This is a genomic window from Arthrobacter sp. R1-13 (assembly GCF_054161475.1).
Window position 1 is genome coordinate 23125 of sequence record NZ_CP096420.1, and the last position, 21534, is coordinate 44658.

General features: G+C 61.8%; 17 protein-coding genes. 8 read left to right on the forward strand and 9 right to left on the reverse strand.

Going from position 1 to position 21534, the window contains the following annotated elements:
• The first annotated feature begins 106 nt into the window (after positions 1–106).
• On the forward strand, positions 107–1549 hold the full coding sequence (locus M1D88_RS00135) for a flavin monoamine oxidase family protein (protein ID WP_458112610.1): 1443 nt from the start codon (positions 107–109) through the stop codon (positions 1547–1549).
• Between the two features lie 27 nt (positions 1550–1576).
• Here M1D88_RS00135 and M1D88_RS00140 read toward each other — a convergent pair whose 3' ends face one another.
• Positions 1577–2185, reverse strand: coding sequence for a TetR/AcrR family transcriptional regulator (locus M1D88_RS00140; RefSeq protein ID WP_458112611.1), 609 nt, complete (start codon positions 2183–2185; stop codon positions 1577–1579).
• A gap of 107 nt (positions 2186–2292) precedes the next feature.
• Here M1D88_RS00140 and M1D88_RS00145 point away from each other — a divergent pair, with 107 nt between their 5' ends.
• From M1D88_RS00145 to M1D88_RS00165, 5 genes are all read left to right on the forward strand, one after another.
• Positions 2293–3126: an alpha/beta fold hydrolase gene (locus M1D88_RS00145; protein WP_458112612.1), complete on the forward strand. Its 834-nt coding sequence runs from the start codon at positions 2293–2295 to the stop codon at positions 3124–3126.
• Between the two features lie 201 nt (positions 3127–3327).
• Positions 3328–3720: a VOC family protein gene (locus M1D88_RS00150; RefSeq protein WP_458112613.1), complete on the forward strand. Its 393-nt coding sequence runs from the start codon at positions 3328–3330 to the stop codon at positions 3718–3720.
• A gap of 106 nt (positions 3721–3826) precedes the next feature.
• Complete coding sequence (locus tag M1D88_RS00155) at positions 3827–4585, forward strand: LamB/YcsF family protein (RefSeq protein WP_458112614.1); 759 nt, start codon at positions 3827–3829, stop codon at positions 4583–4585.
• Positions 4582–6258, forward strand: a complete 1677-nt coding sequence (locus M1D88_RS00160; RefSeq protein WP_458112615.1) for a 5-oxoprolinase subunit B/C family protein — start codon at positions 4582–4584, stop codon at positions 6256–6258. Before M1D88_RS00155 ends, M1D88_RS00160 begins: the two co-directional genes overlap by 4 nt.
• On the forward strand, positions 6255–7994 hold the full coding sequence (locus M1D88_RS00165) for an acetyl/propionyl/methylcrotonyl-CoA carboxylase subunit alpha (protein WP_458112616.1): 1740 nt from the start codon (positions 6255–6257) through the stop codon (positions 7992–7994). The genes M1D88_RS00160 and M1D88_RS00165 overlap by 4 nt, the downstream gene beginning before the upstream one ends.
• A gap of 141 nt (positions 7995–8135) precedes the next feature.
• Here M1D88_RS00165 and M1D88_RS00170 read toward each other — a convergent pair whose 3' ends face one another.
• Positions 8136–8402: a GlsB/YeaQ/YmgE family stress response membrane protein gene (locus M1D88_RS00170; protein WP_247041639.1), complete on the reverse strand. Its 267-nt coding sequence runs from the start codon at positions 8400–8402 to the stop codon at positions 8136–8138.
• Positions 8403–8692: 290 nt separating this feature from the next.
• On the reverse strand, positions 8693–13099 hold the full coding sequence (locus tag M1D88_RS00175) for a beta strand repeat-containing protein (protein ID WP_458112617.1): 4407 nt from the start codon (positions 13097–13099) through the stop codon (positions 8693–8695).
• Between the two features lie 810 nt (positions 13100–13909).
• Between M1D88_RS00175 and M1D88_RS00180 the strand changes: the two genes are divergently transcribed.
• Complete coding sequence (locus tag M1D88_RS00180) at positions 13910–14599, forward strand: GntR family transcriptional regulator (RefSeq protein ID WP_458112618.1); 690 nt, start codon at positions 13910–13912, stop codon at positions 14597–14599.
• An 87-nt stretch (positions 14600–14686) separates the two neighbouring features.
• Here M1D88_RS00180 and M1D88_RS00185 read toward each other — a convergent pair whose 3' ends face one another.
• The 4 genes from M1D88_RS00185 to M1D88_RS00200 form a co-directional block, all read right to left on the reverse strand.
• Entirely contained in the window at positions 14687–15511 is an 825-nt protein-coding gene (locus M1D88_RS00185; RefSeq protein ID WP_458112619.1) for a putative hydro-lyase, read from the reverse strand.
• Positions 15512–15519: 8 nt separating this feature from the next.
• Entirely contained in the window at positions 15520–16671 is a 1152-nt protein-coding gene (locus M1D88_RS00190) for an NRAMP family divalent metal transporter (protein ID WP_458114595.1), read from the reverse strand.
• A gap of 175 nt (positions 16672–16846) precedes the next feature.
• Positions 16847–17518 carry a hypothetical protein gene (locus M1D88_RS00195; protein WP_458112620.1) on the reverse strand — a complete coding sequence of 224 codons (672 nt, stop codon included), beginning with the start codon at positions 17516–17518 and terminating at the stop codon, positions 16847–16849.
• A 116-nt stretch (positions 17519–17634) separates the two neighbouring features.
• Positions 17635–18033, reverse strand: a complete 399-nt coding sequence (locus M1D88_RS00200) for a DUF5997 family protein (RefSeq protein WP_458112621.1) — start codon at positions 18031–18033, stop codon at positions 17635–17637.
• Positions 18034–18262: 229 nt separating this feature from the next.
• Here M1D88_RS00200 and M1D88_RS00205 point away from each other — a divergent pair, with 229 nt between their 5' ends.
• A complete protein-coding gene (locus M1D88_RS00205; protein WP_458114596.1) occupies positions 18263–18943 on the forward strand; it encodes a LysR substrate-binding domain-containing protein in 681 nt (226 codons plus the stop codon).
• A gap of 51 nt (positions 18944–18994) precedes the next feature.
• On the opposite strand, the gene M1D88_RS00210 is transcribed toward M1D88_RS00205, so the two are convergent.
• Positions 18995–20158 (reverse strand): GGDEF domain-containing protein, encoded by a 1164-nt coding sequence (locus tag M1D88_RS00210; protein WP_458112622.1) that lies wholly within the window; start codon positions 20156–20158, stop codon positions 18995–18997.
• Positions 20159–20289: 131 nt separating this feature from the next.
• Positions 20290–21393, reverse strand: a complete 1104-nt coding sequence (locus tag M1D88_RS00215; RefSeq protein WP_458112623.1) for a GTP pyrophosphokinase — start codon at positions 21391–21393, stop codon at positions 20290–20292.
• Positions 21394–21534: the final 141 nt, after the last annotated feature.

Below are 21534 nucleotides of genomic sequence, written 5' to 3' on the forward strand. Positions count from 1 at the left end.
TCCACCGCTCCCTTCCCGGGCACCCCGGAACGCGCTATAGTCTCATATAAATGAATGGCATTCATTTAGTGGTACGCATCACCTTGCGGCCATAGAAAGGGACATCATGCTGGAACTTGATCGCGACGTCGTCGTCGTGGGCGCGGGACCATCGGGGCTTACCGCAGCCCGTGAACTGAAAAAGGCCGGCCTCAGCGTCGTTGTGCTGGAAGCCAGGGACCGTGTGGGCGGCCGCACCTGGACCGACACAGTTGATGGAGCCATGCTGGAAATCGGCGGGCAATGGGTTTCTCCGGACCAGTCGGCTCTTATGGAGCTGCTGGACGAGCTGGGCCTTTCCCTCTATTCCCGTTACAGGAGCGGCGATTCCATCTACGTCGGTGCCGACGGAAAACACCACCGGTACTCGGGTGGATCCTTTCCCGTTGGTGAAGCAACAGCAGCGGAAATGGACAAGCTGATTGCCCTGCTGGACGGGCTCGCAGCAGAGATCGGGGCAAAAGAGCCCTGGGCCCATCCGAAGGCCCGCGAACTCGACACCATCTCGTTCCATCATTGGCTTCGCCGCCATTCTTCCGACGAGGAGGCCTGCAACAATATCGGGCTGTACATCGCCGGCGGAATGCTCACCAAACCTGCCCACGCCTTTTCAGCACTCCAAGCTGTCCTGATGGCAGCGTCCGCAGGGTCTTTCAGTCATTTGACCGACGAGGACTTCATCCTCGACAAGCGGGTTGTCGGCGGGATGCAACAGGTCTCCCTGTTGCAGGCAGCGGAACTGGGTGACGACGTCGTACTTAACAGTCCTGTCCGCACGATCAGCTGGGCAGTAGACAGCAAAGCCGGAACCGCGGCCCGCGAAATCCCCGATCACCGCGTGACAGTTCTTTCCGAGCGCGCCACGGTCAGGGCGCGCTTTGTGATTATGGCGGTGCCGCCAAACCTGTACTCCCGCGTCTCCTTCAATCCGCCGCTCCCTCGCCGGCAGCACCAGATGCACCAGCACCAGTCTTTGGGCCTGGTCATCAAGGTCCACGCCGTGTATTCGACCCCCTTCTGGCGTGACGAAGGGCTGTCCGGAACATGCTTTAGCGCCAGTTCCCTGGTGCAGGAGGTCTACGACAACACCAACTACGGGGATACCCGCGGCACACTGGTTGGCTTCATTTCTGATGAAAAGGCGGACGCCGTCTTCGAACTGGACGAAGAGCACCGCCGTCGGGCAGTTCTGGAATCCATTGCCGGGTTCCTTGGTGACAAGGCACTTGAGCCGGAGGTGTACTACGAATCAGATTGGGGCTCGGAGGAGTGGACGCGGGGCGCTTACGCCTCAAGCTACGACCTCGGCGGGTTGCATCGTTATGGCAAGGATCAGCATGCCCCCGTTGGGCCGATCTTTTGGTCCTCTTCCGACCTCGCCGCCGAGGGTTACCAGCATGTTGATGGAGCCGTTCGGATGGGGCAGTTGACGGCTGCGCGGATTGTGGAGGCGACCGGAGGCGGTGACCTTCCGCTGGCCGGCGCCGGCAAAGTCACCGTTCCGGCATAGTGGTCACTGGCGGTGCCATCTCCGGCGTTATCGGTGTGACAGTGCCGAGTCGATCAGTACTTCGGCAGCCGCGCGGGCTTGCCTGGCCGGCTCGGCACTGCCGGAGATCGCCGCAGTGGTCTGCGCCCCTTCGGCCAGGATGGCGAGCTGCGGCGCCAAAAAAGGCGGCGCGCCGATCTCGGCCGTGAGCGTTGAAAGGTACTTCTGGAAGTCATCCTTGTGGCTTCGTACGATCTCAGCGACGCGCGGAGATGTGCCTCCAAGCTCACCGAAGGAGTTGATGAAGGCGCACCCCCGAAAGTCCTCCTCGGTGAACCAGGAGGCGAGGAAATCGTAGATGGCCAGGAGCCGCTCACGGGGTTGGATCTCGCGGGCTACAGCTGTTGCCACTCCCTCCGTCCATTTTCGGTGACGGCCCAGCAGGACCTGTTCAACGATCGCGTCCTTTGACGGAAACAGCCGGTAGAGCCGCTTGAGCGAGATTCCGGACGCGCTACGAAGCTCATCCATCCCGACGCCTTGGACGCCTTTGGCGTAAAACAGTCGGTCCGCCGCTTCAAGAGCTGCCTCACGCACGGCATCATCATCAGGCGACCCGGACGACCCCCTCGTCAGGGGTGCACTCACATTTGCCACCGGATCTCCTCACTTCTTCAGTTTGACTTGCGCGGATAACGATCGTTCTCTATAGTAGTTCATGCCACCAGAGAACGCTCGTTCTCTGCAATCGAAAGGATCATCCCATGGCTTTCATTACGGTTGGAACAGAAAACAGCACTGACATCGAGCTGTACTACGAGGACCATGGCGCCGGCCAGCCTGTGGTGCTCATCCACGGTTACCCTCTGGATGGCCATTCTTGGGAGAAGCAGAGCGCGGCCTTGCTCAACGCCGGCTACCGGGTCATCACCTATGACCGCCGGGGTTTCGGGCGCTCAAGCCAGCCCACCGCCGGATACGACTACGACACCTTCGCAGCCGATCTGAACGTCCTGCTCGAAACCCTCGACCTCCGCGACGCCGTCCTGGTGGGCTTCTCAATGGGGACAGGCGAGGTGGGGCGCTACCTGGGCACGTATGGCTCCGGACGTATTGCCAAAGCAGCTTTCCTCGCGTCTTTGGAACCGTTCCTCCTGCTGACCGAAGACAACCCCGAAGGCGTCCCGCAGGAGGTCTTCGACGGAATACTCGACGCCGTCACCACCGACCGCTACGCCTACTTCTCCGACTTCTACAACAACTTCTACAACACAGATGAGAACCTGGGAAGCAGGCTCTCCGAGGAGGCCCTGCGCAACAGCTGGAATGTCGCTGCCGGCGCTTCCTGGTACGCCTCGAGTGCTGCTGTGCCCACCTGGACCACGGATTTCAGGGCGGACATTCCGAAGATCGACGTTCCCGCGCTCATTCTGCATGGAACCGCGGACAACATCCTCCCCATCGACGCTACCGGGCGGCCCTTTTACAAGGCTCTGCCCACAGCCGACTACGTGGAGATCGAGGGAGCTCCGCACGGACTTCTGTGGACCCATGCTGAGGAAGTGAACGAGGCTCTGCTCGCCTTCCTCGCAAAGTAGACCCCCCAAGGGGAAAACGGCAAAAGTAAATCCCTGTTGGGCATCCCGGCTCTGGGCGCGGATGCCCAACTCTGGAACTCCTACCTAAAGGGAAACCCTCTCTAGATGGTGCGGGGAGCGCGGGCCAGGTCGCAGCGAGTTTCAGGTCCCCGCGTGTTGCTCCGCGTTCACAGGCCTGCAGGCGGGCGTAGCCTTGGCACCATGCGACTGAAAATGTGCAGCATCCATGTGAAGGACCCGGCAGCGGCCCACGAGTTTTACACCCGCATTCTGGGTTTTGAAACGATGATGGCAATGCCTGAATACAACCTCTACATTGTCAAGGACCCGGACAGCAGCGGGGATTCCGGCAAGGGAGGAGTAGGCCTCCTGCTGGAACCCAGCGGCAATCCCATTGGCGCTGCATACATGAACGGCCTGCACGATTCAGGGATGCCTGCCATAGTCCTGGGCGTTGCGGATGTCTGGGCTGAGTACAAGCGGCTCTCCGCGCAGGGTGTAATTTTCCAGTCTGAGCCGACCGACGGTGCCACTGGAATTTCAGTTGTGCTGGATGACGGCTGCGGAAACTACGTACAGCTGCATCAGGACTGAAACGGACGGCTCCTTCCCACGTTTCACGGACCTCATCAAAGATTGTTGAACAATCTAGAAAAATCAGGCATGATGGTTGAGTAGCCAACCTGAGACGAGGGTCACAATGCCTTTCATTGATCTGAACAGCGACGTCGGAGAGTCCTTCGGCAACTGGACCATGGGCGACGACGCCGCCGTTTTCCGCCATGTTTCCAGTGCCAACGTGGCCTGCGGTTTCCATGCAGGTGACCCGAGCACCATTGCGCAGACCTGTCGCGACGCCGTCGCCGCGGGTGTCACCATCGGAGCCCATGTGGGGTACCGCGACCTGGCGGGTTTTGGCCGACGGTTCCTGGACTGCTCTGCCACGGAACTCGCGGACGACGTCCTGTACCAGCTGGGAGCCCTGCAGGCCCTGGCCAGGGCAGCAGGCTCGGACGTTAAGTACGTCAAACCCCATGGTGCTCTGTACAACACGATCGTCCATCATGAGGTCCACGCCCAAGCTGTGGTAGACGCCGTCCATGCCTTCAGCCCCGGGCTCCCGCTGCTGCTACTCCCCGGCTCGGTGGCCTTGCGCCAGGCAGAATCACGCGGCCTGCGTGCCCTCTCGGAGGCTTTTGCGGACCGCGCCTACAATCCCGACGGCACGCTGGTGTCCCGCCGGGAAGAGGGTGCGGTGCTGCACAACAACGATGTGATCACCGGGAATATGGTCCGGCTCGCAATTGAGGGCAAGATTATGGCGCGGGACGGGTCCACCCTTGACGTGCGGGCCGACAGCATCTGCGTTCACGGTGACACAGCTGGCGCCGTAGCGATGGCCGGTGCCGTTCGTGCCGGACTGGAAGCCGCAGGCGTCACGGTCCGGAGCTTTGCATGAGCATTATCGGAATCCGCTGGGCCGGCCCGAGGGCGTTGCTGGTAGAACTGACCGATCTCGCGTCCGTGCTGGCTTTCCATCACCAGCTGCAGGCGGAGCCGTTCCCCGGCCAGCTCGACGCCGTCGCTGCCGCAGCTACCGTGCTGGTGAAATTCGCAACCCACCCGCAGGCGCTTGCAGCGCGCGCCGTCGTGGGCGATTTTGACGTGGACGTGCTGCGCCACGAAGGCGGACGCGAGGTCACCATTGAGGTGGTGTACGACGGCGAGGATCTCGCCGAGGTGGGCAGGCTCACGGGACTTGGGGCCGACGGCGTCGTAACCGCCCACACCAGCCAGGTCTGGACCGCGGCTTTCGGCGGCTTCGCCCCGGGCTTCACCTACCTCGTGGGCGAAAACAGCAGCCTCACAGTCCCGCGCAGGACTTCACCCCGCACAGCCGTTCCCGCCGGAGCCGTGGCCTTGGGCGGCGAGTTCTCAGCCGTGTATCCTCGGCAATCGCCGGGCGGGTGGCAGCTGATCGGACGCACGTCGGCGGTTCTCTGGGACCTCGGCCGGGAGCAGCCAGCCCTAATCCGCCCGGGAGACAAGGTCCGTTATGTGGCAGTAGGAGCTGCCAAGGCGAGCCCCGCACGCACGCGCGCTTTGGGCGCCGAGGCGACAAAAAGCGTGGTACAGAATGAGTTGATGTATGGCCTGGCTGTGGAGTCGTCCGGGTTGCAGTCGCTATTGCAGGATTTGGGCCGGCCGGGACTTGGCGACCTTGGCGTGTCGGCATCCGGGGCGGCCGACCAGCAATCAGCCCGCCAGGCCAACAGGCTGGTAGGGAACGAGCCCGGCGCCGCCGTCGTCGAGAACCTCCTCGGCGGACTCACTGTGCGGGCAAAGGGCGACCAGGTACTGGCGGTGGCAGGCGCCAAGGCACCGCTCGAGATCCGCTCGGCCGATGGTGCTGCCTTGCGTCGCCCCATCGGCTGCGCTCCCTTTGCTTTGCTCGACGGCGAAAGCCTCACCCTTGGTGCCCCATCCTCTGGGCTGCGTTGTTACCTGGCGGCCCGCGGCGGTTTTGCTGTTCCGCCGGTGCTCGGCAGCCGGTCCACTGACTCGATGTCCGGGGTTGGCCCGCCGCCGCTGGTCTCGGGAATCGAACTGCCGGTGGCCCAGGTTGAGGGTGTCCGCCCAGTGGGCCATCCGGAAGCCTCCACCCTCCGGGCAGGGTCAGTGACCGCTGAGCTCCGGATCACCTTCGGTCCGCGCGATGACTGGTTCACGGAACAGGCATTGGGGAGTCTTTCAGGCCAGGAATGGCACGTGACGGAGCAGTCGAACCGGATCGGCGTCCGTCTTGTTCCTGATGGCGACACAGGTGAATCCCTGGTCCGCAATCGCGAGGGGGAGCTGGCCAGCGAAGGCGCGGTGGCAGGCGCCCTTCAGGTTCCGCCCAGCGGCAATCCTGTTCTTTTCCTCGCCGATCATCCTGTGACGGGCGGCTATCCGGTGATCGCCGTCGTCGTCCCTGAAGACCTTCCGACGGCGGCACAGCTGCCGCCAGGCCACCGGGTCCGGTTCACCGTGGTGGACCCCTCCACACTGGAACCCCTTGTGTCAGCCGTACCGCTTCATCACCCTGCACCCGCCGTGAGCGGCGTAATTTCCGAAGGAATCCCGTCATGAAAAAGGTCCTGATCGCCAACCGCGGCGAGATTGCCGTGCGAATTGCCCGTGCCTGCTCTGACGCCGGCCTTCAGTCTGTTGCCGTCTATTCAGATCCCGACGCCGATGCTCTCCACGTGCGGTTGGCGGACGAGGCCTATGCCCTCAACGGGACCTCGGGTGCCGAGACATACCTTGATATGACCAAACTGATCGGCGTGGCACGCCGCGCCGCGGCCGACGCCGTCCACCCTGGTTACGGGTTCCTTTCCGAGAATGCCGACTTCGCCCAGGCCGTGATGGACGCGGGGTTGACCTGGATTGGCCCCACGCCGCAGTCCATCCGCGAATTGGGCAATAAAGTAACGGCCCGCGACATCGCTGTGCGGGCGGGCGCCCCCTTGGTACCAGGCAGTGACGGTCCGGTGGCGAACGCCGGCGAGGTGCTGGCGTTCGCCCAGGAATACGGCCTCCCGGTGGCCATCAAGGCAGCGTTTGGCGGCGGCGGCCGGGGACTGAAGGTAGCAAGGCGCCTTGAGGACATTGAGGACGCCTTCGAATCCGCTGTCCGTGAATCCACGGTGGCGTTTGGGAGGGGGGAGTGCTTCGTGGAGCGCTTCCTTGACCAGCCCCGGCACGTTGAAGCGCAGGTCCTGGCGGACATCCACGGCAACGTGATGGTGCTGGGGACGCGCGACTGCTCACTGCAACGCCGCAACCAGAAGCTCGTGGAGGAGGCCCCTGCCCCGTTCCTAACGGAGGAGCAGCGCGCCCAGATCCACGCCTCCGCCAAGGCAATTTGCCGGGAGGCCAACTATCACGGCGCCGGAACGGTCGAGTATCTCGTGGGTAAGGACGGCATCATCTCCTTCCTGGAGGTGAACACCAGGCTTCAAGTGGAGCATCCCGTGACAGAGGAAACATCGGGCGTGGACCTGGTTCGCGAACAGTTCCGCATAGCTTCAGGAGGAGTCCTGCCTTTCACCGAAGATCCGGAACCCAGTGGACATGCTTTTGAATTCAGGCTTAATGCTGAAGATCCCGCGCGAGGATTCCTGCCCGGACCGGGAACCGTGGACATCTTCGAGCCACCGACAGGCCCCGGCATCCGCGTTGATTCCGGAGTCCGTTCCGGATCCGTGGTACCCGGCGACTACGACTCGCTGATGGCAAAACTGATCGTCTACGGCGAGGACCGTCCCCAGGCACTGCGCCGGGCACGGGCCGCCCTCGATGAGATGCAGATCAAGGGGCTGCCCACAGTGTTGCCGTTTCACCGTGCCGTAGTGCGTCACCCCGACTTCATTGCGGAAGAGCGACTGGGGGTCCACACAACCTGGATCGAGAACGAATTCGCCGAAACCCTTGCAGCCTCACCGGAGATCGCCCGTACCGCGCCCGACGCCGCCCGCAGCACGATTACGGTGGAGCTGGACGGCAAAGCAGTGCAGCTTGGGTTGCCCGCCAGGCTCTATGAGGCACTCCTCAGCGGGGGCGGTGGTTCCGGTGCGGCTCCTTCCGCGGCTCGTTCCCTGGGAGTCGACGACGCCAGTCTCACCTCGCCCATGTCCGGCTCGCTGGTGAAGTGGCTGGTGGAGACTGGTGATGCCGTGGAAGCTGGTCAGCCGGTGGCCGTTCTGGAGGCCATGAAAATGGAAACCACTGTTGTTGCCCACCGTGCAGGGATTGTGGCGAGAGGGCCGCAGGAGGCGGGCACCGCTGTCGGAAGCGGCGAGGTCCTCGCGAAGGTCGGGTGAATCCGAAGATCGGGTGCGGGCCTATGGCCGGCGCCTCAGGGTGACTGGCTGTTGACATACTGAAGGGCGGGCATTCGCCCGCCCTTCAGTATGACCATTCCCACAGACCAGGAAAGCTCTTTAAGTCAGTGGGCCCCCGAGTCAGACCCGGCTTCTGCGGCCGGCAACCGCACCGTAGATAGCGAGAACTATGACGGCGCCGAGAATGGCCAACAGCCAAGTCCGGAGATCAAAGAACTCACCAAGACCTCCACCAAAAATCAGCGAACCGATCCATCCGCCGAGTATTGCTCCGACGACACCCAAAACGAGTGTGACGACCCATCCTCCGCCTTGCCGGCCCGGAAGGATGGCTTTAGCAATTGCTCCAGCAATGAGACCGAGCAGGAGAAATCCGAGAATTCCCATGACTGCACTTCCCTTTCATTATGGCAATGCCGACGGGTATCGGCCCATGTCATGAGTTAATCAGCATCCTTACTATCCTGCAAGCATTTTGTTTGATGACTTGGCCGCGTGGTCATTCGGGCAGACACACGAAAGCGGCGACTGGGGCTATCCGGGGGGACATGATCCAATCGCCGCTTTTGTGTTCCCGGAGCGGGTCCGGGAAGCCTTGGGCAGCAGTTCTGGGTGCCGTTCTTGTTTGAGTGCCTGAGACGGGTGCTACGACCAAGGCCGTAGCACCCGCACTCCCACTACGCCCTGCGGCGGCGGGACACCACGGTCAGGGCCAGTCCTCCAAGCAGGAGCACACCGGCCATGCCCGCTGCGACGAAGGCAACGCCACCGGTGTTAGCGAGGGAACGTCCGGTGTTTGCCAGCGGAGCGCCGGCATCCTTCTTGGTGACAGGCGTTTCGGTTGCGTCCTCCGGTGAGAGTGCGACCCCACCAAGACCGAGGGCCTTGGCGCTGGCCACATTCTCGATTGGATTGCCGGATGCAACATCAGCGGCCTGCACCTTGTAGTCGGCAGTGCAGATGACAGACTCACCGGGAGCCACTGTGGTGGCGGGGCAGGAGACGGTTACCCCCGCGGCCGTCAGCCGGGGATCATCAATCTGAAGATCATTCAGGGTGACTGTTCCCGTGTTGATAGCCGTGAAGGTGTACTGGATGACCTCCCCTGCGTCGGCAACACCACCGCCGTCTACGTCACGTAGTGCGTTGTCCTTCTCGAGCTTGAGAGCCTGAGTCACCTGCGCCTGGGTGGAGGTGGTGTCCGGAACGGAAACCACCGGTTCCATACCTGCCGGCGGCGTGCCGGCTGCGGTGGCCACGTTGTCGATGAACCCAGCATCGACATCTGCCTGGGTTACCACGTACCGCTCATCTGCGGAACACGTTGTGGACGCTCCCGGTGCAAGGACATTTTCGGAACAGGTAACTGCACCGGCCTTGGGATCGTCGACCCGGACTTCCGTGATGGTTACATTGCCCGTGTTTGTGACTGTGAAGGTGTACTGGATTCCCTCATCCACATCGGCCAACTTGTCGCCGTCACCGTCGATCAGTTCTGCGTTCTTTTCAATCTGGAGTTCCGCAGAGCGTGCAATCGTCGTTGTGGTTGAGTCCTCGTTCGAGACAGTCGGCTCGTTGTCGGGGTCGATTCCCTCTCCCGTGGCAACGTTTACAACCCGACCGGCATCCACATCGGCTTGCGTGATCACGTACAGCTCATCGGCTGAGCAGTCGGTTGACTCGCCCACTCCAAGCTGAAGTTCCTCACAGGTAACACTGCCTGTAATGGGATCGTTGACCTCGATCTCGCGGACCGGCACGTTGCCGTCGTTGGTTACCAGGAACGTGAACTGGATCGTGTCGCCGGGATCAACCGTGTCGTTGTTGTTGGCGTCGACTGGTTCCCCGGCTGTTTTCTCCAAGGTCAGCACCGGTGCCTGTTCGGTTACGGGCGTGTTGGTTGAATCGGGATCCGACTCGAGGGGTTCCTCGTTCGGGTCGATGCCGGTTGCCCGGGCTGTATTGGCGACGACGTTCGCCACCTCATCATCGGCGGTGATGGTGTACACCGCTTCAGCTGCGCAGTCGGTGAAGGCAGCGGGTGCCAATACCGTCTCATTGCAGAGAACGGTTCCGACGAGCGGGTCCACCACGCCTACTGAGGTGACCGGCACGTTGCCGTCGTTGGTTACACGGAAGGTGAACTGAATGGTGTCGCCGGCGTCTGTGATCCCGGAGTTGTTGACATCAGTCGGGTTCCCGGCGGTCTTTTCGATGACCAGGGAGGGATCCGGCAGCGTTACTTCGGTGGTGGTGGTGTCCGGCACGGAAGTGACAGTGCCGCCGTCGGGGTCGGTGCCGGTGCTGGTGGCGATGTTGTCCACTGACCCGTTGACCTCGTCTGCTTCTGTCACTACATAGGCTGCGTCCGCTGCACACGCTGACGATTGTCCGACAGCCAGGGTAATCGGGTCTCCTGCCGGCACCGCGGGCGTAACTGTACAGGTGACCTCGCCAACCATGGGATCGTTGACGCCCACGTCCCGGACGGGAACGTTTCCGATGTTGGTCACCGTGAAGCTGTACTGGATGGTGTCACCGGCGTCGGTGATCCCTGAGCTGTTGACATCCACCGGTACTCCGGCGGTTTTGTCGATGCCGAGGGCCGGGGCCGGTGCGGTAACCGGAGTGGATGTGGTGTCCTCTTCCGAATTCACGGGTGCGTCGTCAGGGTCGGTACCGGTAGCGGTGGCGGCGTTATCCACTGAGCCGGAGTCCTCGTCGCCCTCGGTTACTACATAGACGGCGTCCGCTACGCATTCGGTAGGAGCACCTGCGACCAGCGTCGTGCTGACGCAGGTGACGGTGCCGATCAGAGGATCATTGACAACGACGTCGTGGATTGTCACGTTTCCAGTGTTGGTCACGGTGAAGGTGTACTGGATGGTGTCGCCGGCGTCGGTGATCCCTGAGTTGTTAAGGTCCGCAGGTGCCCCGGCAGTCTTCTCGATCCCCAGCGCGGGCTGTGGAACGACGACCTCGGTGGTGGTCTCATCGGGAACAGATACGACGGGGTCGCCGTCGGGATCGGTACCCTCTGCGGTGGCCGTGTTTTCCACAGAACCGTTAGCCTCGTCGGCTTCGGTGACTACGTAAACCGCGCTGGCTGCACAGTCAGTAGATTCTCCGGGGGCAAGTGTGGTCTCCTCGCAGCTCACAGTGATTGCCGGGTCCAGTCCGCTGAGAAGGCCGTCGTTGATAACCAGGTCGGTCACAGCGACATTCCCGTTATTGGTGGCCCTGAAGGTGTACTGGATGGTGTCTCCGGCATCGGTGATCCCAGAGGCGTTGACGTCTACGGGCTCGCCCGCGCTCTTTTCGACCACCAGCAGGTTCTGCTGTGCCGTGACCACTGTGCGGGTGCTGTCTGGGTCCGATACAACAGGGGTGTTGCTCGGGTCCACGCCGTTTGCGGTGGCGGTGTTCACCACTTCGCCAGCCGTTTCATCGCCTCCTGTGATGGTGTAAGGCTGGCCCGCGGTGCAGGTTGTGAAAGCGCCGGGTGCAAGTGCAGTTTCCTCACAGGTGACTGCAATTGCCGGGCTCTGGCCGGCCAGGAGGTTATCGGCAATGGACAAGCCGGTGATTGGGAGATTTCCGTCGTTAGTGACGGTGAAGGTGTACTGGATGGTGTCGCCTGCGTCGGTGATTCCGGAGTTGTTGACGTCCGTCGGTGTCCCTGCTTGCTTATCCACAGACAGAGACGGGTTCCGTTCGATGAGAATGGTTTCCGTGTCCTCGTCGTTGGCCGGGGGCAGTCCGGCGACCGTCCCGGTAGCGGACGCGTTGTTCACAACCTGGCCTGCGTTGACATCGTTCTGGGTGAGTGTGTAAGGCGGGGCTGTGCAGGTGGTTGTTGACCCAACTGCCAACGGGCCCGGAGGACACGTCACTGTGCCAACTAAGGGGTCGGTTACCGTCACCGTGTCCAGTGGCACTGTGCCGGTGTTGGTCACATCGAACGTGTACGTCACTGTCGAACCGGCAGTGTTTCCTGTCGCTGCGCCGGCTTGCTTATCCAACGTGACGCCGGTGACCTGCGCTGCATTAGTGAACGTGCAGACTACGGCTACGCCAGCTGCGCCGGCATCCGGCATGACGAATTCGCCGCTGGTACCTGTCCCGCTAGCGATCGTGCCGCCAGTGTTGTCGTTGATACAGGTCCAGCTTGAGGCGTATCCGAAAGCCGACGGGCCGCTCGGTGCGCTGCCTGCCCCGCTTTCGGAAATGGTGTAGGTGTTGCCTGCGCGGCCAAAGACCGGGCCGGCGATCTCAGCTGGCTCATCCTGGAGTCCTGGATCCGAGCCTGCGGTAGTGCCGTCAATGCCCGCGGGGAGTCCTCCGCCGCTCAGGGCCACGGTCACCTGGTCGGCTGGAGCAACGCGACCTGCCGGAAAGTCCTTTTGCACCGAGATGGTGTTGGGAGTGGCGCAGGAAGCGAGATCCACTGATCCGGTTTGCGAGAAGGGCTGGGTGCTGATCACTGTGCCGGTCACGGGGTCTACCTGGCGCAGGTTAGTGCCGCTGCCCAGATAAAGCATTCCGTCGCCGCCAAAAGCGATACCGTTTATCGTCTGCGTGGTCACGATGGAAACGATCTGGGTGCCGGTGACTGTGATGGGCGCGCCCGGGGACGTCGGTAGCTGCTGGTTGACAACGGTCAGGACGCTCTCTGCGTCTCCACCGCCGATTACGTAAAGACGGCCCTGCCGGTCGAAAGCCCAGTCGCCGCTGCCGCCGGCATTGGGAACTGTTCCGCTGGCTACGAGACCGATTGAGGTGTTAGTGGTTGTGTTGAATCCGTAAATCTCAAGGATGCCTGCCCTGAATCCGCCGTAGTAGTAGAACCCGGTGGCGGGGTTGATTGCACCATGCGTGATAGGGGTATCAACCTCGCCGGCGCCGAGAGCGGTGGTGGTATCCGTCGCCCGGTCAAGGCGGTAGATCATTCGACCCGCATCTACAGTGGGAAGAACACCGAAGGCGGCACTTCCATCAGCGGCAATCCCGAGGCCGTTGAGACTGCCTGAAGCAGGGATGTTGAATGTGCCCACACTGGTCTGGGTGCCGGTGGCTGTATCCACGACCCAGAGATTGCGCGGAGACGCGCCCTGGATGGAATAGACCGACTCGCATGCGAGCGGTGGGGCTGCAACCGCAGGAGTCGGCACGCTAAGGCCGATGCCCCCCACTGTAAAGATTCCTGCGATCAGTGCACCGCTGGTAAGGAGACTTAAACTTCGTCTCGAGGCACTGGCTGGCCTGGTCTTTGTTTTTGCCGTATCGGCATTTGGGCGTCTTTTATACAACGGTCTACCCCCTGTAGATCGTTCGGGGCCAGACTTTGACCCGCGTGTTGTACGGGTCGCGCAGATGCAGTGTGCTTTTAGTGCTTCCCCCACGGTAAATAGTTAGGGGCATCCATAACTTTGTCAAGTCCGCAACATTTGCAATACAAACCAATTAATAAACAGAATGATTAAAACTTTTGGTATATAACTATCGATACTGTACTATCGGCGGCGCTTAGAGCTGTACTTTGACGATGCTTGGAAAGAAGCCCGAGTTCGTAGGGAAAAGAGGGACTGCGATCTTTCAGTGCAGTCTGGCGATTGCTACGCGAGCTGGCCAGGCCGCTTTGGAGGGCCAAGGTTTCGCTGGAAATGGTCAACTTTGAGGATCATCTGGCTGTCTTTTTAATTCGTTGGGTTCCCAGTAAATCTTCCAGTTGGGAAAGTATTGGCCCGCTATTCATTGCGCAAGCTTTATAAGGCTACTTACTTTTAATTCTTGTTTACTCTCCTCCTGCGTTTGACAGGTCCTTGGGGCCCCTGCGAAGTGGAAGGTTCTGGCCCAAAGAGCTGGATCACGTCTGGCTTAGGTAGATTGGGACCATGCCCATGAACGCTGCACTCCAAGGGATCGCCGACAATGGTCACGCCATCCATGCCCATACCGGCGCTTGGGTTGCGGCTGTTCTTCGCGCGAGGATCTCCGCCGGGCAGCTCCCGCCGGGGACCAAGCTGTCGGAACAGAAGCTTTCAGAGGCCCTTGGGGTTTCCCGTAACACCTTGCGGGAGGCCTTCACCGTTTTGGCGGGCGAGTCCGTGGTCCAGCGCATCCCCAACAGGGGAGTGTACGTGGCAGCTCCGGGAGCGGAAGATGTTCGGGAGATTTACCGGGTGCGGCGGATGATTGAGCCGGCTGCAGTGCTTTGGGGGGACATTCCTGACAATACGCTGGACCGGCTCGATGCCATCATCTTGCAGGCCCGCGAGGCGTTGGCTGCAGGGTCAATCCAGGGCATGGCAGACGCCAACCAGGAACTGCACAAAGCCCTCGTCTCACTTTCCGGCAGCGTTTCGTTGGATGAGTTGATGGAAAAGGTCCTGGCTGAGATGCGCCTGGTATTCCATGCAATGGCCACCACTCCGGATTTTCACAGCCACTACGTGGAGCGCAACGCTGCCCTTGTGGCGCAGATCCGGTCAGGCCAGCGGGAAGAAGCCGCTGCAGAGCTTCGGCGCTACCTTGACGCCGCCGAGGATGAGTTGCTGGCCCATATCGGCGCCGCACAGCCATGACCGCAGAGCCCTGACCGCCAGGAAGGTGCAAAAGCGCCGCGGTACCGATAACGGAACCGCGGCGCTTTGCAAGAGCAACTGCAGAGGCTAGGGCACCAGGTAGCTGCTGTCCCGGGCGTCAGTAATCAGCATGTGTCCGGGGGCATGCCCGATCGCAAGGGCGGGCCTCGACTCCATCACGGCAGCCTGGGGTGTTACCCCGCAGGCCCAGAAGACCGGAACATGGTTGGCAGGGATTTCCACGGCATCGCCAAAGTCCGGACGGCCAAGGTCGGCGATGCCCAGCTCCCCAGGATTTCCCACATGCACGGGGGCGCCGTGAACAGCGGGATAGCGTGAGGTGATCCGGACGGCGTCGGCAACCTGCGAAGCCGGGATGGGGCGCATGGACACCACCAAAGGGCCAGCCATGGCGCCCGCAGGTTCACAGCGCACACTTGTCCGATACATCGGGACGTTCACCCTTTGGTCGATGTGGGCCACCCGTATCCCGTTCTCCTGGAGGGCGGCTTCAAAGGTAAAGCTGCACCCCACAATGAAGGTCACCAGATCATCGCGCCAGTGCGCGCGGATGTCCGTCGGCTCGTCAACTTTCACCCCGTCCTCATACACCACGTACCGTGCGACGTCGGTCCGCACGTCGCCGCCGGCCAGCAGCGCGCCGGACGTCTCACCGGCGTCGAGCACTCCCAGAATTGGGCACGGCTTCGGGTTACGTTGCGCGAAGAGCAGGGCATCGAAAGCCTGTGCCTTCGGCACAATAATCAGGTTTGCCTGGGCAAACCCGGCGCTCCAGCCGGAAGTGGGGGTAACGAGGCCCGCCCGGAAAAGTGCGCGAGCCTCTGAAGGCAGCAGGGCTGCCGGATTCTCAGGAAGTACGACGCCGGCAGGGGAGTTCGTTGAGACAGTCACGGTTTCCCCTAGGCCCAGAGCTTGGCGAGGCCGGCCAGTGAGTTCCAGCCGAGGAACAGGGTCAGCAGCCAGGCGAGAGCACCGATGATGAGCAGCCACTTGGGATAGACATAGCCGTGCAGAAGGTCTCGGCGACGCCAGGCCACCCACAGCAGGAGGGCGAAGCCCACTGGGAGGATAAGGCCATTGAAGGCACCGGCGAAGATGAGCAGCTGCTGCGGGGCCTGTCCGATGAGGAGGTAGGCGACGGCGCAGAAGGCGATGAAGCCAACGGTGATGAGGTTGCGCGTGCGTTCCTTTGTTGAGGACTTGGTCACGAACGAAACCGAGGTGTACGCGGCACCGATCACTGAGGTGATGGAGGCCGCCCAGAGAATCACGCCGAACATGCGCAGCCCGATCTGACCGGCGGCAGCTTCGAAAGCAGAGGCGGCAAGGTTGTTGTTGGCCAATGCCACGCCACCAGCCACCACTCCGAAAATCGCGAGGAAAAGCAGGACGCGCATCACGCAGGTCACCAGGATGCCCAGGATGGAGCTTTGGGTGATCTCTTTGACGTGCTCCACACCGGTGGCGCCGGAATCCAGCATTCTGTGGGCGCCTGCGTAGGTGATGTAGCCGCCGATGGTTCCGCCGATGAGCGTGGTGATCACCAGGAAGTCCACCTTCTCGGGCATCACCGTGTTCCGGAGTGCTTCGCCAAGGGGAGGGGCGGAGACGATGGCCACGTAGAGCGTCATGAGGATCATGACGGCGCCGAGGATCACCACAATCTTGTCGAGTGCCAGGCCTGCCTTCTTACTGAGGAAGATCAGGATTGCGATAACAGCGGAGATAGCGCCGCCGAGCTTGGGATCCAACCCCATCATGGCGTTGGTGCCCAGACCGGTGCCTGCGATATTGCCGATGTTGAAGACCAGGCCGCCCAGGAACACGAGGCCGGCGAGGAACCAACCCACACCCGGCAGGACCTTGTTACCGAGTTCCTGGGACCGCAGCCCCGAAACGCCGATCACACGCCAGACGTTGGTCTGCACCGCGATGTCCACAAGGATCGATACGAGGATGGCGAAGGCGAAGGCAGCCCCCAGCTGCACTGTGAACGCCGCGGTCTGGGTGATGAAGCCGGGGCCGATTGCGCTGGTGGCCATGAGGAACATGGCACCAAGGAGAGCCGAGCGCCTGCCGGCTTTCGTTTTGCTTGGGAGTGTTGCTGTGCTTTCCACGGGGTCCGTCCAAAGAGTGCGGGTGACCGGAGTCACAATGGGATGTCACGGGCAACACTACAGACTGTTCAACAATCTCCGCAAGACATTGTTGAACAATAGTTTAAAGTTACGAGCCGATACTGAGCGGTCCGGACGCTTTGTCTGCAGCTTCGAAGGCCTTCTCGAGCCTTTCCACGGCCCGTGCATAATCGGTATCGGGTGCCAGCCGGCAACGTTGGGCTTCCTTCATGGCGCGGAAGAATTCGGCCGTTTGAGGGACACGAACATCGCTCATGCCAGGAAACTCGATGGCCTTTCCCGGGTCCAGTTCGTAGCTGCTCCACAACCGGAGAACAGCATCGTGGCGTGCCGCGGCGGCCACCCATCCGGGACGGTTCTGCGGCTTGCTTCTCTGACGCAGGTCCAGTTTGCGGCTGCCGGTCAAAGTCAGAAGGGCAGCGGCAGTACCGAGCGTAAACAGCAACAGTCCGACCACTGGCGACAACACGGCCGGAATCAGCACGGCCGGTACGATTACCACGAGGCCGGTGAACACATTCCAGAACAGCGCGTCTGGTTCGCTCCTGCCCGCTTGGCTGTTTTCTGCAGGCTTGTTTTCCCTGGAGTTGGCCGCGGCGGGGCTGTAACGGGAAAGCAGACCTCCGTTGGACGCGGCAGGAGTCTGGCTGACGCTCCGGTACAGGACACGGACGGTTCCAGCGATAGCGAACACCAGCACACCTGCCCACAGTGCGATTTCTGCAGGCGCCATCAGTACGGAATCAGGCAGGGCGGGCATCGGACCACCTCCAGCGCTATTACCCGCTTGGCGCCGTCCTCCAACAGTGCCGCTGGGAGATCGAGCGCCGCTTGGTATCAGTATGCGCCGTCACTACAGGCCTCAGCTAGGCCCGTTCAGCCCTGGCGGGCCTTTTTGGCTTCCTTCTTCGCGGCCTCATCCTTGACGCGCTGAGCCTCAGCCCGGACGGCGGCGTGGGTGGAGCGCTCAGCCACCAGCCACGCAGGGGGCGCCTGCAGCAGGGCGGTGATTTCCGCCGTCGTCAGTGCTTCTTCAACGCCGCCACGGGCGAGGCCGCTGATGGAGACGTTCAGTTTCTGCGCCACCACGGGGCGGGGGTGGGGGCCGTTACGGCGCAACTCGACCAGCCACTCCGGCGGGTTGGCCTGGAGCTCGGCGAAGTCAGCGCGAGTGATTACTGAATCCTGGAACTCCTGTGGTGTCGCGGGCAGGTAGATGCCGAGTTTCTTGGCAACTGTGGCCGGCTTCATGGACTGGGAGTTTGCAGAGGTCATGCTTCAAGGGTATCTGTACGGGCGCGCTCACCGCACCAGAGCAGGCGCCGTTCCGGCACCATCGCGTGTACTGTGCAGTGAACGGCTGACTCTGATGAACGGCTGACGGTACTGTGAAGCTGTGCCAGCAGACAATGAAATCCCCCAAGCTCCCGAGCATCCCTTTCCCCCTTCTCCTCCGGTTTCGACGGAAACGTCAAGCGGGGAACCAGATGAGGGCCGCCGCGAGCTGAGATTTGCGTACGTTGTTGGGGTAACGCCTGGGAAATGGATCCGACGCTGGGAAGAGCGGATGCCGGACGTTCCGTTGCAGTCCTTTATGTCCGACGACGGCGAGCAGCTTGCGGTGTTGCGGAACGGTGCAGCTGATCTCAGCTTCGTCCGCCTCCCCGTGGAGCGCGAGGGACTCAGTGTTATTCCCCTTTATGAGGAACAGCCCGTTGTGGTTGCGCCGAAGGGCCATGAAATCTCGGTCTTCGAGGAGGTCGCGTTCGACGACCTGGCAGACGAAACTTTTTTGGACCCTGCTGAACTCGGGGGAGCAGAAAATGCCCTCCAAGTGGTGGCGTCCGGTGCAGGATTGCTGATCCTTCCGATGTCGGTAGCGCGGCACTTCAATGTTAAGGACACTGTGGCGCGGAGGCTGACAGGTGTGCCCGGCACCGAGATCGCGCTCGCCTGGCCTGCCGATGCGACCGACGAGGTGATCGAGGAGTTCATTGGGATCGTTCGGGGGCGCACTGCCCAGAGTTCCCGGCAGCCATCGGCGAACCAGGAGAAGCCCAAAAAAGCCCCTAAGCCTGACCGCCGGGGAACGGGCGGAGCCAAGAAACCGGCCGTAGCCCAGCGCTACGCCCCGAATCCTGACAAGGGCCGCGGCCGGGGATCCCGAAAGAAGGGCAAGCGCTAGCAGTTTCAGCGTCAAGGCCGGTATTGGGTACCGGTTCTCAAGGTCCCTACCTCAGTTCCCTGGTTTGGTCGAACGGGCGTAGCGGACTGTTCGGTTCCGGCCCAGTGATTTTGCGCTGTAGAGAGCGGCGTCTGCCGCTGCGATTAGTTCCTCTAGGCCTTCTGTATCCTGGTCCACTACCGCTAAGCCGTAGCTGACGGTGGGCATTTGTATGCCAACCTCTCCAGAAGCAGCGTCCATACGGCGGCTGATGTCCGTCGCTATGCCCTCGGCGCGGTAAGGACTCACTCCCGGTAGAAGCAGGACGAACTCCTCACCTCCATACCTGGCGACCAGGTCGGAAGACCGGACCGTCTGCGTGCACGCTTTCGCGAACGCCTGCAATGCTCGATCCCCGGCTGCGTGGCCATGGGTGTCATTAATGGCTTTGAAGTGATCCAGATCGGCAAGGAGAAGAGTTCCGGGCGCCCGCGTGTGCCGAAGCCTAAGGAGTTCTGTCTCGGCCAGATCAAGAAAGCCGCCCCGATTCAGCAGCCCGGTCAGCCCGTCGCGCGTTGCGAACGTACGCAACGCCTGGGTCTGCTGCTCAGTGCTGAGTGCCGCCATGCTGAAGGAGGCGACCACCAGGAGAACCATGGTGATGCCAGTGGTGATGGCGGACCCGAAATATGCCTGGAAATTGGGGCTGTACGGGCCTTCGACAAGATACGCGATCAGCCGTAGGAAATAGAACAGGGACAGCGATCCGGCCGCGATGGCCATGGGCATGCGGATCTTGGAATAACCCGGCTCGAGGCGCCAGAGCTCATGCGCAGCCAATCCAATAATCACATTCATGGAGGCAAGGAAAACCGCGCCTCCTGACCAGGTGTTGCCTGCCGGGTTCTCCAGGCATGAGGCGAAAGCCGTTATCACCGGCCCCGCCAGCAGAAGCCAGGGACGGGGTATGGACGTGCGAAGAGAGCGCGCAGCCGCCCACACGCTGGAGGCGCCTGCGACCAACAGGCCGTGGCCTGCCGGAATGGCCAGCCATTGAAGGGGCGTTCCTTCCAGGAGCAACGATGCGGATCCGGCGAGAAACAGGATGAGCGCGAAGCACCACCAGGCGCTGTAGGCCGAGCGGGTGCTGCGGTAGGCCGAGAAGTAGAAAAGGAGACTGAGAACCAAGGCCATCACGGCGAAAGCGACCCTGAGGGTAACTGTATCGAGGACCATGCTCTTCTTCCCCCTGCTGAACGAGCCTGTGAAGCCCAAGTATCCCACTACCCGACGCCTCTGTAACGACCTTTTTGCCGGAGTTTATCGGGAACCGTTGAGCTCAGCACCAGGGTCTACAGCGGAAACTGTTATTGCGTCAGGCGGTACCGCTCGATTTGCTTCAGCCTCCGCTGGAGGCTGTCCCGCCGCGGGTGGGGGACGGCGTCGGGCGATTCAGCAGTGAGGTCAATATGCTTGGTGCCGTATTGCCATAGCAAGAGGTCATCCAACAGCCTGTCCGGTCCCGGCGAATACCGGTGGTCCAAAGCACGCCGGACCTCAGTGATCCGGTTGGCGCTGAGCAGCTCGGCCAGCTGGACTGTCTGGTTGAGGCTGTGGGCGGCCATCAGCTCAGCCGCCCAGCCCCAATCGTCGTCGACCTTGCGGTCCACGTGCGGCAGCAGCGTCCGCCAGACGTCCCGGATGCGGTTGGGGGTGAGCGGGGCCGCGCCTTCACCTTCGGTATCCCAGAAGCTGCGGACCTCCTCATAGCGCTCGTGCAGATCAGCGAATGCGCCTTCCACTGTTTCCAGCATGGCGGCCGTTGCGGTGAACTGTCGGTCGAAATGAGGCGTCCAAGCCCGGGGGTCTTCAGCTTTGAAGCGGATATCGTGCTCGATCTCGCTCCAGGCGTGCGCAAAGACTGTACGGATCTGGCATTCAAAGAAGTAGCTGCCGTTGGCGGGGAGATCCGGATTGAAGGCTTGCTGGTAGTCCTTCACGGCCTCATTCTGGATGGTCCGTAGGATTAAGTGGCGGCTGGAGTACCCATAGGTCCCGGATTCAATGGAACCGATGTCCTTTTCCCGGTCGCCACGGCAGTCGAAAAGCTGGCGCTGGCGTTTGATGAGGTTCGCCACCACTGCGTTCTCAGCCGGAAGCTTGGTAATGACACGCACTCCCACCATGTCGTTAAGGGTGCGGAACGGGTCAGGAAACTTCAGGACCGGGGGGCCTCCGGGCTCCAGTGGCTCCTCTGTCCGGGAAATCTTCTCGCGGAAGGAGTCCACGGTTTTGGTACGGCCGGTAACAAACAACGGTGTGACTTCGGTGTCCTTGAGCATGCCCCGCAGGGACAGCAGAACCTCGCGCGTGACGAGCTTCAGGGCCGGACGCACCCGCTCATAAAGCTCAACATTCTCCTGCACAGCCTGCTTCTGGGCAGTGTCGAGAAGGTCCCAATTGGTTGCCATAAAGCCAGCTTACGGTGGGGGTGCGACACGATGGCACTGACACCCCGCCCCCGCTGACACCGGCCCTCCCAGGTCGGTGACGCAGACCATTCCAAATCCGGTAGACAGGCAAAGGCCAAGGTAGGCTCAGACCTAGCTGAT